The sequence below is a fragment of the Paenibacillus sp. Marseille-P2973 genome (assembly GCF_018101095.1).
GTDB classification, from domain to species: domain Bacteria; phylum Bacillota; class Bacilli; order Paenibacillales; family Paenibacillaceae; genus Fontibacillus; species Fontibacillus vini.
In genome coordinates, this window is the sequence record NZ_JAGQEH010000013.1 from 1 (window position 1) to 14,469 (window position 14,469).

General features: G+C 54.0%; 12 protein-coding genes. 11 read left to right on the forward strand and 1 reads right to left on the reverse strand.

Features of this window, described 5'->3' with window-relative positions:
* The first annotated feature begins 440 nt into the window (after nt 1-440).
* The 7 genes from KB559_RS20080 to KB559_RS20110 all read left to right on the forward strand — a co-directional run bounded on the left by KB559_RS20080 (nt 441) and on the right by KB559_RS20110 (nt 8,748).
* Nucleotides 441-1,301 (forward strand): hypothetical protein, encoded by an 861-nt coding sequence (locus KB559_RS20080; protein ID WP_211024403.1) that lies wholly within the window; start codon nt 441-443, stop codon nt 1,299-1,301.
* A gap of 236 nt (nt 1,302-1,537) precedes the next feature.
* A complete protein-coding gene (locus KB559_RS20085; protein WP_211024405.1) occupies nt 1,538-3,124 on the forward strand; it encodes a peptidoglycan DD-metalloendopeptidase family protein in 1,587 nt (528 codons plus the stop codon).
* Between the two features lie 199 nt (nt 3,125-3,323).
* Nucleotides 3,324-4,037: a response regulator YycF gene (yycF, locus tag KB559_RS20090; protein WP_211024407.1), complete on the forward strand. Its 714-nt coding sequence runs from the start codon at nt 3,324-3,326 to the stop codon at nt 4,035-4,037.
* A 1-nt stretch (nt 4,038) separates the two neighbouring features.
* On the forward strand, nt 4,039-5,862 hold the full coding sequence (gene walK / locus KB559_RS20095) for a cell wall metabolism sensor histidine kinase WalK (protein WP_211024409.1): 1,824 nt from the start codon (nt 4,039-4,041) through the stop codon (nt 5,860-5,862).
* On the forward strand, nt 5,859-7,151 hold the full coding sequence (locus KB559_RS20100) for a YycH family regulatory protein (RefSeq protein ID WP_211024411.1): 1,293 nt from the start codon (nt 5,859-5,861) through the stop codon (nt 7,149-7,151). Before walK ends, KB559_RS20100 begins: the two co-directional genes overlap by 4 nt.
* A 26-nt stretch (nt 7,152-7,177) precedes the next feature.
* Nucleotides 7,178-7,933: a two-component system regulatory protein YycI gene (gene yycI, locus KB559_RS20105; RefSeq protein ID WP_211024413.1), complete on the forward strand. Its 756-nt coding sequence runs from the start codon at nt 7,178-7,180 to the stop codon at nt 7,931-7,933.
* Nucleotides 7,934-7,941: 8 nt separating this feature from the next.
* On the forward strand, nt 7,942-8,748 hold the full coding sequence (locus tag KB559_RS20110) for an MBL fold metallo-hydrolase (RefSeq protein WP_211024415.1): 807 nt from the start codon (nt 7,942-7,944) through the stop codon (nt 8,746-8,748).
* Here KB559_RS20110 and KB559_RS20115 read toward each other — a convergent pair.
* The gene (locus tag KB559_RS20115) at nt 8,717-8,926 is read right to left on the reverse strand and encodes a hypothetical protein (protein ID WP_211024417.1); all 210 of its coding nucleotides are present in this window, start codon (nt 8,924-8,926) and stop codon (nt 8,717-8,719) included. The genes KB559_RS20110 and KB559_RS20115 overlap by 32 nt on opposite strands.
* Before the next feature lie 371 nt (nt 8,927-9,297).
* Here KB559_RS20115 and KB559_RS20120 point away from each other — a divergent pair, with 371 nt between their 5' ends.
* The 4 genes from KB559_RS20120 to rlmH all read left to right on the forward strand — a co-directional run bounded on the left by KB559_RS20120 (nt 9,298) and on the right by rlmH (nt 14,434).
* Complete coding sequence (locus KB559_RS20120) at nt 9,298-10,551, forward strand: S1C family serine protease (RefSeq protein ID WP_211024584.1); 1,254 nt, start codon at nt 9,298-9,300, stop codon at nt 10,549-10,551.
* 694 nt (nt 10,552-11,245) lie between these two features.
* Entirely contained in the window at nt 11,246-13,102 is a 1,857-nt protein-coding gene (locus KB559_RS20125; RefSeq protein WP_211024419.1) for a glycerol-3-phosphate dehydrogenase/oxidase, read from the forward strand.
* A 201-nt stretch (nt 13,103-13,303) separates the two neighbouring features.
* On the forward strand, nt 13,304-13,471 hold the full coding sequence (locus KB559_RS20130) for a CxxH/CxxC protein (protein ID WP_211024421.1): 168 nt from the start codon (nt 13,304-13,306) through the stop codon (nt 13,469-13,471).
* 483 nt (nt 13,472-13,954) lie between these two features.
* Complete coding sequence (gene rlmH / locus KB559_RS20135; protein ID WP_211024423.1) at nt 13,955-14,434, forward strand: 23S rRNA (pseudouridine(1915)-N(3))-methyltransferase RlmH; 480 nt, start codon at nt 13,955-13,957, stop codon at nt 14,432-14,434.
* The last annotated feature ends 35 nt before the right edge of the window (nt 14,435-14,469 follow it).

A 14,469-nucleotide genomic window follows, 5' to 3' on the forward strand; every position in this document is an offset into this window, starting at 1 on the left:
ACACCAACCCCACCCCTCGCACGATATACCCCATCCCCTTCGTCGACAGCGTCAGCTGTATATAAAACACAGACCCCAACCCAACCCCAAACCCAAACCCAAACCCAAACCCAAACCCAAACCCAAACCCAAACCCAAACCCAAACCCAAACCCAAACCCAAACCCAAATCTCCATTCACACCCATCCCCATTCACATCCGTATCCGCACCCACCTCGCACTCGCATCGACCAAATCCACCCCCACCTCGCACCCGCACTCACAATCGGGCATCCACCAATTCGCCCCCACCACTTTCACACCCACACCCGACCCACACTCGCGTCCACTACTTGAATGGCGATTCTATTTCATGAGGTTGAAACTTCCTTTCTGCGTCCATACTGGAAATTAGGAGAATAGATTGCCGGCCTGGCCGGCAGGCAGAAGGAGGAAGCTGCATGAAATGGATCGGATGGCTGGCGAAGCTGGTTATAACGGTAGTTACGGTAAGTATGCTGACGGTGATGACCACGGGTTACGTGGTGAATACGTATATACAGTCGCTGCTTGGAAGCTATAATTTGCCTATTGCGGGTAAGGCGCCTACCCTGGGCGGAATGATGAAGGGGATGTTTGGGTTTGGAGGAGATGATAAGGACAAAAAAGAGGCGGAAGGCGGAGGGACCGACGTAACTGGAGTAAATGATGGGACCGATGGAACAGGTGGAATTAATGGGACCGACGTAACTAGTGGAATTGGTGACACCGACGGAACTAGTGTAACCGGAGGGACTGGCGGATCCAGAGGGATGGACGACTCGGAGGGGGGCTCCGGGAGAGCCGGAACTGGAGCTAATGGAGCCAATAATGGAACTTCCGGATTTGAAGCTGGCAAAGGGAGTGAAGGCACCGATGGATCAACCGGTGTTGCCGGTATTCCCGACGGCGGCCAGAAGGATGCAGACGCTCAGACCGGCGGCTCCGGCGGGGAGGAAGCCCCTGAGGACGCCTTATCCGTGATGGGAGGCATCTCCTCGAACTCTGGATCATCCGGTAGCCAGGAAGCCCTTGGCCAGGACCAGCAGGTAGTGGTGACCCCGGACGAAATGGTGGCCAAGAAAGACGAACTTTCGGACAAGGATAAGGAAGAAGTATTCGCTATTTTGATGTCGAAGCTTCCGCAGGCTGAAATGCAGAAGATGACGGAGGCCATGGAGGAAGGGCTGACGGAATCGGAGATGATTGAAATTGAGCAAATTTTATCCAAATACCTGGACAAGACGGAATACAGTAAGATGATGAAGATTCTAAACAGCTAAATAACTTCTATTTTTATTACAGTAAAGCGATGACATTCACAGGATTGTTAAAATATACCTTAACCCGGAAAAGTCGATAAAACGCCTGGAACCTTTACCACAAGGGGGTTCTGGGCGTTTTTGGCATTGGTTGAAATCATTAACCTGGCTATGTTAAAGTAAACAATAGCGGTAAAAGGTTAAAATTTTGAAACCATTTTATGTCGTATTTAGTCGAATGGGAAAAGGAGATCAGCATGAGAGGTTTCAGGGGGATACGTTGGCAGCTGTGGCGCAAGGGTCAGAACCCGGCGCAGATGATGAATCACGGCCGTCCGGAAAACGATCAAGAGATGTCCGAACTAAACACGGAAAACGAAGGTAAAGGCGGAAGCCGCCGGTCTAAACCACGTATGATCGCCATAAGCGCGATTGCAGCCCTGGTAGCTGCAGGCGGGATCTATCTGGCGGGGCAGCAGTATGTGGAGGCCAATATGGTGTCCTACTATCGGGTTTACGTCGCAGGCAAAGAAGTTGGAACGATCGCTAATGAGGAACAATTGCAGGCTCTTTTCAAACAAAAGGAGCAAGAATATAACGAAAAATACCCGCAGGTAGAGATGGCGGTACATACCGAAGGTATCACTACGGTTGAGGAAAAAGCGTATAAGGCAAAGGTAAGTGACGATGAGACGTTGAACACGATCAGCGGCATGCTTACGGGATACGCCAAAGGCATAGAGCTGAAGGTTGACGGCAAAACGATCGGTATCGTCAAGGATCAGGCTACGGCCGATGCCGTACTGGAGCAAATTAAAGGCAAGTACGCCCCGCAAGCGAAGGCCGTGGCGGCCTCGGCCTCGACGACTTTTGCATCCAAGGTGAAGAAGACCGGCGGACTCCAACAGCAGCAGACTTCCGCAAATACGGCAAAGGAATCGGATCCTATGCTGGAATCGGTAGACATTAAAGAAGATGTCGCCACTGAGACCATCGATACGGACCCGAACAAGGTTCTGGACGTGAATGAAGCGGTGGCCCGTATTTTGGAGGGTGACGAAGCTGCTATTACGTATGCGGTCCGGGAAGGGGACACGATCTCTTCCATTGCGGCCCGTTTCGGTATTACCCAAAAGGAACTGTTCAGCAACAATCCGGGCGTGAAGGAATTGACGCTGCAAATCGGCACGGAGCTGAAGATCAATGCCGTACAGCCGGCGTTGACGGTAAAAACGGTGGAACGCGTATCCGAGCAAATCGTGACGGAACCTCAAGTCATCGTTCGCAAGAGTGCGGACATGAGGTCCGGTCAGTCCAAGGTAATCTCCTTGGGCGAGAGCGGACTTAAGACGATGAAGTACCGCTTGACGAAGGAGAACGGCGAGGTTGTGGCAGAAGAGTGGCTCGGACAAGAGGTCGTCAAAGAGTCGCAGCCGAAAATTGTGGTCAAAGGCACCAAAGTTGTGCTGGGCGAGGGCTCGGGTGATTTTGCCTGGCCTGTATCCGGAGCGACATTGACCAGCAGTTACGGCAAACGTTGGGGCAAAACGCATAAAGGCCTTGATATGGTCTCCTCCAGTCGTAACATTCTTGCCTCCGATGATGGCGTAGTCACCTTTGCTGGAACCAAGTCCGGTTACGGCAATTGCATCATCATCAACCATAAGAACGGGTACGAAACATTGTACGGACACTTGAGCAAAATCAGTGTGAAGAAGGGCGATGTCGTCGAGAAAGGTACCAAAATTGGCGTCATGGGCAACACCGGCCGTTCGACAGGAACGCATCTTCACTTCGAAATTCACAAGAACGGAAGTGTCCAAAACCCGTCGAAGTATCTGTAAATCATACAGAAGATTGCATTGCATATACGAACCCGGCCTAAGGCCGGGTTTTTGATTTGGACAGAATTCAATAAAGGATACTAAATCTCTCTGAAATTCCCTATGCGCAATTCTATTGAGGTTATGTAGGGCGGGGCCAGGTATGGTAAGATAGAGTAAGATTCGGCCAAGGCCTGAAAGTTTGGGGTGAACATAAAGCATGCAAGGTAAAATTCTGGTCGTTGACGATGAACGGCCCATCGCGGATATTTTGAAATTTAATCTGGAAAAAGAGGGCTATGAAGTCATTCTCGCTTTTGACGGGATCGAAGCGGTGGAGCTGGCGTATTCGGAGCAGCCGGACTTGATCCTGCTTGACCTGATGCTGCCCGGCAAGGACGGCATGGACGTCTGCAGGGATGTTAGGGCCAAGCTGCAAACCCCGATCATTATGCTGACAGCCAAGGACGGAGAGATCGACAAGGTGCTGGGTCTCGAGTTTGGCGCGGATGACTATGTAACCAAACCGTTCAGCACGCGTGAACTGCTGGCCCGGGTGAAGGCGCAAATGCGCAGGCAGCAGAAGCCTGTCGCGCAGGAAGGGCCTGAGGAACGGCAGGGCATCAGCTTGTTTGAACTTTTTATTGATACCGATACGTATACGGCTTCGAAAAACGGAGAGCCGCTTGATCTGACCCACCGGGAATTTGAGCTGGTCCATTATCTGGTGAAGAACGCCGGGAAGGTCATGACCCGGGAGCACCTGCTGCAAGCGGTGTGGGGGTTCGAATATTTCGGGGACGTGCGGACGGTCGACGTGACCATTCGCCGGCTGCGCGAGAAAATTGAGAAGGACCCGAGCAAGCCGGAATACATTTTGACCCGGCGCGGCCTCGGGTATATGATGCGAAGCTCCAAGGCGGGTGGGTTCTAGCATGAAGCTGCCCTCCTTTTTCCGCACCATCCAGGCAAAGCTGATCATCATCTATGTGCTGCTGATCCTGATCGCGATGCAGCTGATCGGGGTCTATTTCGTGAGCGCGATGAAAACGTCGCTGACGAGCAATTTCACGAAGGAATTGCAGGAACGTGCGGAGCTGCTCTCCGTGCTGGCGGCACAGAACCTGGGGGTGACCGGGGATTCGGCGGAGGAATCGCTGGAGAACCTGCGCGTGCTGGTGAACAATCTGTTCAACATCAACGGTGCGGAAATACAGGTGCTGGACGCCAGCGGCAAGGTGCTTACGACGTCCAAACCGTCGCATGCCGATTATGTCGGCACGAAGAATACGCAGACCGTAGTCAACCGGGCCTTGCAAGGGATCCGGGACAACGAGGAATACATTATTGACGAAGATAATATCCGCAAGAAAGTCGTGGCCAAGCCGGTCGTCAACGATGGCAAAATCGTAGGTGCGATCTACATCGCCGCCTCGATGAACGAGCTGTACGATACGATGGAGCGGATTAATAATATTTTTATTTCGGGAATATTGCTGGCGCTAGGATTGACGGCGGTGCTGGGCGTCATTCTGGCGCACACGATCACTTCGCCGATCAAGGAGTTGACCCGGCGGGCGACGGCGGTGGCGGAAGGCGAGTTTCACCAGAAGATGCCGGTGCTCGGCAATGACGAGATCGGGCAGCTTAGCAAAGCTTTTAACTATATGACAAGCCGTCTTCGCGACGCGCTGGCGCAGAATGAAGAGGAGAAGGAGAAGCTGGCTTCGATTCTCACCAATATGAGCGACGGCGTTATCGCTACCGATGATACCGGGACGGTCATTCTGATGAATCGCCGGGCGAGCGAAATGCTGCGGATCAATGGGGAATTGGATGGAGGCACCGACATCATCTCGCTGCTGCATCTGACTCCGGAGGAACGCGAGATCTTGAAGCAGGGGACGATGCATTCCACGATCCTGGAGAACGAAACGCCGGAGGGGGACACCTTCCTGATCCGCGTCACATTTACACCGATCCACCGGCGGGAAATCGGGATTGTCGGGACGATCGCGGTGCTCCAGGACGTTACGGAACAGGAGCAGCTGGAAGCGTCCCGGCGGGAGTTTGTGGCGAATGTATCGCATGAGCTTCGCACGCCGTTGACTACGATCAAGAGCTATACCGAGGCGCTGGAGGACGGTGCGATGGAGGACCCGGAATTGGGTCCGAAATTTGCCTCCGTCATCCAGAACCAGACCGAGCGCATGATCCGCCTCGTCACCGATCTGCTGCATCTGTCGCGGTTAGACTCCAAGGAAGCGCAGCTCCGCAAGCAGCCGGTCTCCGTGATGGAGATGCTGGAAGAGGTGACGGACCGGTTTTCTTTTCAGATGCAGGAAAAGGGCATCAAGCCAACATTTTTCGTCGGCAACGGCGTAGGCTCCGCCTGGGTGGACCGCGATCAGATCGACCAGGTGCTGGACAATCTGATCTCCAATGCGATGAAATATACGCCGGAGGGCGGCACGATCGCCATCGAGGCCAGGTTGAACGACGATGGTGCGCTGGCGATTTCAGTACAGGATGACGGGATCGGAATCCCGAAAAAGGATCTGGACCGGATTTTCGAACGGTTTTATCGAGTCGACAAGGCTCGTTCGCGGAATATGGGCGGGACAGGCCTTGGCCTATCCATTGCCCGGGAAATTGTTAAAGCGCATGGTGGGACGATCTCGTTACAGTCGGATTTTGGCAAAGGCACCAAGGTGACCTTTATGCTGCCACGGCATGAACAAGGAGGCGACGGTCAGTGAAGGAACGGGTAAAATCGCTGATGCTCGCACTTCTGGTTCTATGCAGCCTGGTGCAGAGCTACTTTCTCATCTATCGGCTGCCGGGCAGCGACCCGGTCGTCAAAACCGAAAGCGACTATATCAAGACAGAGAATATGGGGCAGAGTGCGGAGGCCGAAGACATGCTGTTTCCGTCCCAGATTGCCGTGCATTTGGGCGAGGACCGGCACACGGTATTTTATCCGGACTCGGCTTTCTACAACTTGATTTATTCCCGGCTGAAAGGACGGCAGTTCGACGGATTCCAGCGCTATGGTGTGGAAAACATCAATTGGACCGAGATCCGCAGCCGCCATACGGGGATAGAGCTGCAATTCGGCGATGGGATGCCGGTGGCGTTGCTGCAGAAGGTGATGCAGATCGCTCCGGATCCGCTATTCGAAGGGGAGAGCATCAGCCGGGTGCTGATTTACAACTCCGAAAACGAAGATCAGGTGCGGGTGTTCTTTTTCAGCTCGCAGGGGGATGTCGTGTATGAAGCGACCAAAGCCGATTTGACAGTGCAGGATGTCCGGCAACAGGTCGATTTCGGCAAGGATTGGGTGCCTTACACACTGGTGAACGGGTATTACATTCCCGAGAAGCCGGTCCGCATGGTGGAGACGGGGTTGGAGATTGGCCTTTTTTCCACGGATCAGATGCAGAGCAGCTTATTCTCTGATCCGAGTATCACCCGGTATATCCGCGAAAAAGACGGCTCCGAGATTTATACGGACAGTAAGCGGAGCTTGCAGGTACGGCAGGACCGGAACTGGATCAATTATACCGACCCGGCCGCACCGGCGGCGGGCGAGAACAATCCGGGGCGGAACGTACTGTCCGGCGTTGATTTTGTCAATCAGCACGGCGGGTGGAACGGCCAATACCGGCTAAAGAAGACCGCGGACACGGGCGGAGAAGAACATACCGTAGTGTTTCAGCAATATTACGGGGAAGGGCAGTTCGGCGCTTTTCCGATTATCGATATCTCGTCGTTCCACTATGGAGAGATTACGCTGGAGATGCGGATGGGCACCATTACGGGCTACGAACGCTCGCTGATCTACTCCACCGACGAGTTCTGGGAGAAAACGATGGTTGAGCTGTCCAGCGGGGACGAATTGAGGGAGCAGCTTGCCAGACTGGAGAAAGAGTCCGAAATCGTCAGCTTGTATCCGGCATACCTTCCTTCGCTCTCGAAAGAAGGATTGCAGTTGAAGCCGATCTGGGCGGTCGAGCTCAAAAACGGAGCAACACGCATGCTGTTTTGAATCAATAACCATTCGGAGGTGAGAACATGGATTGGGGCCGGGCAAAAAACGTGTTGATTTACGCATTTTTGCTGCTAAATCTGGTGCTGGGTTATCAGTTGTGGAATGACTTGCAGGAGCAGGCGGACTCCAATCCGGATTTCACCTCTCTGGAGAGCAGTATTCAGAAATCAATGGATGATAAGCGGATCCGGGTATTGGCTAAAATTCCGACTGAGACGCCGGAGTTGTCGAAAATTTCATACCGCTTCGTGAATGGCGGCGAACAGGGCGGGGAGCTGGTTGACCTGCCTGTGCCGGTGGACAGTAAGCTGATTTATACGCCGAAGGAATTGGCGAATGCGCTGAAGACAAGCCTGCCGAATATCGGGGATTACCGGTATGACGAGGCGGCGAGCCGGGCAGGGGAATTCATGATGCTTCATCCGTTAGTCGACGGAAAGTGGCCGCTGTTCAAAATCGAGTTGAAGCTTTATTACAGCAATCAGAAGATCATTTCCTACCGGGAGCAAGTCATAGAAATTGGCGGCTCGGAAGGCGAGAAGAAACAGCGGGTGCTGTCCGCATCCAAGGCACTTGGGAATTTGATCGAGAACTTCCTGCCGGAAGGCTCGGTCGTGACGGAAATCGAGCTGGGTTATTACGGGGAAGTGTTCAACTCGGACGCGCATCTGCCGGCGGCCCCGGCGTGGAGATTTATTTTGGAAAGCGGTAAGGAGTACTATGTACAAGGCATCAGTGGGGACGTAATTAGTCCGAACACAGAGAAAACAAAGGAGTAATGCGAATCATGGGATTGAGATTTACGGTGTTGTCGAGCGGGTCGACGGGGAATGCGACGGTAGTGGCCAATGGGGAAACGACGCTGATGATCGACGCCGGCTTCAGTTGCCGCCGGATTGACGAGCTACTGTCGGAGCGTGAAGTATCGGGTCAGGAATTGAGCGGCATTCTGGTGACGCATGAGCATTCGGATCATATTAAAGGTCTCGGAGCGGTGGCGAGAAAATATAATCTGCCCGTGTATGCCAACGAGAAGACATGGAGCGCGATGGAAAAAGCGGTCGGCCAGATTCCGGACGAGAACCGCCGCGTCCTGGGCACAGGCGAAGCACGGGATTTCGGATCGCTTCGGGTGGAATCGTTCGCGATCTCGCACGATGCGGCGGAGCCGGTGGGCTACTGCTTCTATGACGGCAAGGAAAAGCTGAGCGTCTGCACCGACCTTGGTTATGCCAGCGACAAGGTTAAAGCGGCGATCGCCGACTCCGACGTATTGGTGCTGGAAGCCAACCATGACATCGAGATGCTGCGCATGGGGCGCTATCCTTGGAATATCAAGCGGCGCATACTCGGCGATATGGGCCACTTGTCCAATGAAGCCACAGGCGAATTGCTCAGCGAGCTGATGAACGGGCGGATCAAGCGGACGTATCTGGCTCACCTCAGCCGTGAGCATAACATGATGGATTTGGCCCGCATGGCCGTGCGGGGTTCGATGGAGGACCGCGGCTGCTTCTATAAGGACAGCGAGTTCAAGCTGCGGGACACGTACTATGACCGACCTACACCGTGGGATAAGGTGGCGGAGTTATAAACCGGTCCAACTCGGCGGCCTTTTGTTCGATTTCTTGACGGGTAAGAATTCCTTTCTCAATCAATAGTTCCATGATCGCGCTGAGCGTTACCAACTGGTGGTAATGCTCTTCTTTCATATCCGCAAGTTTTGCAAGCATATTAACCTCATTCATCGGCGTGGAAAATTGTGAATTCATGCTGGATTGGGCCTCCTTTGTATTCAATAAAAATTAGGGGAATTGCGCCTCGATTTCCCGAAAATTCCCTAAAAGGAAAATGCACCTGAAACCTCCGGGTATGGTAGAATAAATCTATCAATCTAGCGCTTTATTATTAGTGTAGTCCGGCATGGGCATAAACATTCCTGCAGAATGAAAACAGCAAGAAAAAATCTTTCATGGTAGGCAACATCCAGCCGTTTCATTACGTTAAGATAGTAAAGAGTTGAACGGGAATATGGCTTTGCCGTCGCGGCATAGAGTGAATTGTGCAGCGGCTTCCGGGTAATAAAGGATACAGACCAATGGAGCATCAGGACCGGGGCAGTCCATGGAGGGAGAGAAACGGGATGGGATTGTTTGATGATGATTTTTACTCTACAAAGGTGTCGAGACGGCAGCTTCGCAGAAGTTCGGACAGCGCTCAGCGCTGGCAGGGCAACAACAGGAGGAACGGTTGGTCCACGTTGCAGATCTCGCTGGTTTCATCCATCCTTAGTGCGGTAGTCGCCGTACTGCTGTTTAGTTTGATTACCGGGCTCCCCTCAGCCTCCAATCGCGCCGGTGCGAACGGCAATGCCGCGGCGCTTGGGGAAGGCGATCCTTTTGACCGGATCAGCACAGCGGCGGCCAAGGTGGCTCCAGCTGTGGTGAGCATCCTGAATCACAGCGAGCTATCCGATGACCCCAAGCAGGCTGCATTAGGTTCAGGCGTAATCTATAAAAAGGATAAAGGGAAGGCGTACATCATCACCAATACGCATGTCATCTCGGGTGCGGACAATTTGGAAGTAGTGACGAGTGACGGAGACTCGCGGAAGGCCACGGTAATTGGCCAGGATTCCATCAACGACATTGCGGTGCTGGAAGTGGATGACAAGGGCATTAACACCGTCATTGATCTGGGCGATTCCAAGAAGCTTCGCCCCGGCGAGACGGTCATTGCAGTCGGCAATCCGCTGGGTCTGGGCGGCACGCTTACTTCAGGCATCGTCAGTTACACGAGCCGATTGATTCCGATTTCGCTGAGTCAGGACGGTGTGTATGACTGGGAGCAGGAAGTGATTCAGACCGACGCGGCCATTAACGAAGGCAACAGCGGCGGAGCGCTTGTCGATCTGAACGGCCGGTTGATCGGTATTAATACGATGAAGATCGCCGATACGGGTGTTGAAGGGCTCGGATTTGCGATTCCGGTCAACGAGGTCATGAAGACGGTAGACGATCTGATGTTGTACGGCAAGGTCGTTCGTCCTTATCTTGGCGTTTATTCGCTGGATCTGAACAATCCGTATGCGGAAATGACCGAGGAGCAGCGGACGGAACTGAAATTACCGAGCCATGTGACCGAGGGTATCATCGTGCTGGAAGCTCATGGCCCTGCGAAGGACGCGGGCTTGAAGCTGAACGATGTCATCACTCAGCTCGACAAGCAGCCGATCAGCTCCACGCTGGAGCTGCGGAGATATATGTACGAGAACAAGAAGATCGGCGAGGATATGGAGATTACCTTCTACCGGGACGGTAAGCCACAAACCGTGACCGTTAAGCTTGCGGATAAACCATCCGAAGCGGAATTAGATGCTGAGGCTGAAGAGAAATAGAATAGAAACAGAAACAGAAACAGAATAGATGAACTAACAAGGGTCCTTTTACATGAGCAGTCGTTGCATAAGCGCGTCGTCTGAAATGTAAGGGGATCTTTTTTTGTATGGGGGCGGGTGAGGTATAAGTGTTTTGTCCTCCTTTTGGGTGGACACTTTTGGATTTTGTCCTCGGGGCACGGACAAATGAAGTTCGGGATGTGTTCGGGATGCCTTTGGGGCGTCTTTACCGGGGGAATTAAAACTCTTGTTGGGCGGGTAAGCAGGGGCTAGTGCGTGTAAGAGTTAGGCGTTAGGGTAAAGAGTTAAGTATAGGTGTAAAGCCAAATAGCAGAGAGCAAAGAGTAAAGAGTAAAGGGCAAAGATCAAAGAGTAAAGAGTAAAGAGTAAAGAGTAAAGAGTAAAGAGTAAAGGGCAGAGATCAAAGAGCAAAGATCAAAGGGCAAAGGGCAAAGATCAAAGAGTAAAGAGTAAAGTGCAAAGAGTGAAAAGCAAAAAGCAAAAAGCAAAAAGCAAAAAGCAAAGAATAAAGAACAAAGAACAAAGAACAAAGAACAAAGGGCATAAGGGCAAAGAGTAAGGGCAAGGGCAAAGAGTAAGGAGTAAAGAGCGATGCAAGGGTAGTCGAGTCATGGTGTATTGAAAATACATAAGATATGGTGCAGGGGCTTCTAGGGAAGGGAGAGGATTAGTGATGAATTCTCTGTTTGCGGGAAAAAGTAGAGCGGGTATGCTGCAGGCGATGACGCAGGCGCCGCTGGATTTGCTGGTGATCGGCGGGGGCATTACAGGCGCCGGGATTGTGCTGGACGCGGCGGCGAGGGGGATGCGGGCCGGGCTGGTGGAGATGCAAGACTTTGCCGCCGGGACGTCGAGCCGGTCGACGAAGCTGGTGCATGGCGGGCTGCGATACTTGAAGCAGCTCGAGATCGGGGTGGTGGCGGAGGTCGGACGTGAGCGTGCGATCGTGTACGAGAACGGTCCGCATGTGACGACACCGGAATGGATGCTGCTGCCGATCTACAAGGGCGGCACGTTTGGCAGGCTCAGCACGTCGGTGGGCCTGCGGGTGTACGACCTGCTCGCCGGGGTGAAACGGGGCGAGCGGCGGTCGATGTTGTCGGCGGAAGACGCGTTAGCGAAGGAGCCGTTGCTGCGCCGCGAAGGGCTGCTCGGCGGCGGCTACTATGTCGAGTACCGCACGGACGACGCGCGGCTGACGATTGAGGTGTTGAAGGCCGCCGTGGCGCAAGGGGCGATGGCGGTCAATTATGCGAAGGCGACCGAGTTCCGTTATGAGGACGGCCGGGTGGTCGGCGCAGCGGTGCGGGATCGGATCGGCGGTGAAACTTACGAGCTGAGGGCTCGGAAGGTCGTTAATGCCGCCGGGCCGTGGGTCGACACGCTGCGTGAATGGGATGGGTCCAAGCAGGGCAAAATGCTGCAGTTGACCAAGGGCGTGCACCTGGTGATCGACCAGGGGCGGTTTCCTTTGCGGCAGGCGGTGTATTTTGATACGCCGGATGGGCGGATGATTTTTGCGATTCCACGGGAGGGCAAGACCTACGTCGGTACGACGGACACGGTGTACCGAGGCGATATCGCCCATCCGCGCATGAACGCGGAAGATCGCCAGTATGTGATCGATGCGATCAACGGAATGTTTCCTTCGCTTGGGATCACGGCGGCGGACGTGGAATCGAGCTGGGCGGGCGTTCGGCCTTTGATCTATGAAGAAGGGAAATCGCCGTCCGAGATTTCGCGCCGGGATGAGATCTGGCAGTCGGACTCCGGCCTGATTACGATGGCAGGCGGTAAGCTGACGGGCTATCGCAAGATGGCCGAGACGGTCGTCGATCGGGTCGCCGCCCAGTTGGGGCGTGAGCATGGCCTGCGCTTCCATGCCTGCACTACAAAGCACTTGCCCATATCGGGAGGGCATGTGGGGGGCGGGGATGCTTTTTATGGATATGTGCAGACCAAGAGCACAGAAGCCGAGGAGCTTGGCCTTCCGCGGGAGTTGGGCGCGACATGGGCAATGAAGTATGGCTCGAACGCGGGCCAGTTGATGGCGATCGCCAGCGAGATGCTGCGGACGGCTAAGGGATTGGGAAGTAGCGCGGTGAAGCCGGAGCGAGAGGCAGAAGGGCGAAGCGGCTCCGTTAAGTTGGAGAGTGAAGAAACGGGCCGGAGCGGTTCGGTGGCAGAAGAGGCGGAAGTGAAGGATGAAGCCGGGGAAGAGTCTAATTTGAAAGAGGAAGCACGGCCTGTGGGCGGGTCTGACGCGCTGCCGCTGGAGGTGGGGGTTCCGCTGAAGTACGCACTGGATGAGGAGATGGTGGTGACGCCGGGGGACTTTTTTATCCGAAGAACGGGTTCATTGCTGTTTGATATCGCTTGGGCGCGCAGGTGGAAAGAGCCGGTGGTCGCTTATATGGCGGGCTATTTCGGGTGGTCGGCGGAGGAGAAGGCGCGTCATGCCGATGAACTGGAGCGGGCGCTGACGGAGGCGGTGGAACCGGAGAGGGCTGGGCAACTGGGTGAAGGGTAAGCGAGTGCTTGCTTGGACAGATTATTGAGGCGAAAAGCGATAGCGGATACAATGGTAAGGGAATGGCGAGAGGATGAAGAATGTTTGGTTATAAGTGATCTGTGCGGTTCCTTTTTGGGGCGGAGTATGGTAGAACAGATAAAGGACAACCTGTTAATACGGAGCGCGCCGCGGGAGCGGTAGGGAAAGGATGCTTGGTGTATGTATGTAGTTTGCAAAGATCATGTGGAGCTGGCGATCGATATGTTTGTGGATGAGTTTGAGGAAGCCCCGGATGTCGTCGATTTGGAGCACACGAAGTTCATCGATTGGGAACCGCCGGTGACATGCGAGCATTGCGATCATGAGGCAAAATTTTTGATCGTGTAAGGAAGGTTGTTTGGTTTGGCGTTATGGGATTCGGGAGCGGCTGGTTTCATGCTGCTGAATTTCGGATTAAGGCCGGGGTGGTCGGGTGCCGGCTGGCAGGAATGGTCGATGGGCGTGGATCGGGAGTGACTCCGAGGATGCGCGTCTGCGATAAATGGGATGGGTACGTGTGTTTTTATTTGTTTGGGATTGCTAGCTAGTTATAGGAGTGAGTGGATCATCGGCTAGGGTTTAGCCCGGGGTCCGGGGATGGCAGCGAAGCGCTGGAGTGAGGTTGAGTGCTTGGGTGCATGGAATTTTAGGCCTGACCTTGAAGAAAGAAAATGCTGATGTTTTGCGAATGAGGAAGTGCTGAGGGCTTTGGCCTGGGTGCGATGCTTTTGGAGAATAGAAAAGTTCGGTGAGGCGGTTTTCTCGACCAGAGCGGGGGAAAGCGGCCTTTTTGCATAGATGGCGGAAATTCGATACATGGAGGATACGGAGATGTTTATTCAAGTTATTGCGGTCGGCAAGTTGAAGGAGAAGTTTTTGGTGCAGGGCATTGCCGAGTATGCGAAGCGGCTGGGCCCGTATGTGAAGTTCCAAGTTCTCGAGGTGCCCGACGAGAAGGCGCCGGAGACGATGAGTGAGGCGGAGGTATTACAGGTGAAGGCGCGAGAGGGCGAGCGCATTTTGGGTTTGGTGAAGGGCGATGCGCATGTCATCGCTCTGGAAGTGGGCGGCGAGCTGTGGAGCTCGGAAGAGCTCGCCGGTTCTTTGGATCGGCTCGGCACGTATGGGACGAGCCATGTCGTGTTTGTGATCGGCGGGAGCCACGGGCTCGCCGATGCCGTGATCAGCCGCGCGCAGCAGCGGCTGTCGTTTGGGCGCATGACGCTGCCCCATCAGCTCATGCGGCTGGTGCTAGTGGAGCAGATTTATCGGGCGGTGAAGATCAATCGGGGGGAACCGTATCACAAATGACGCAAATTTTTTTGTATTTTGGTCAGACTCTGATA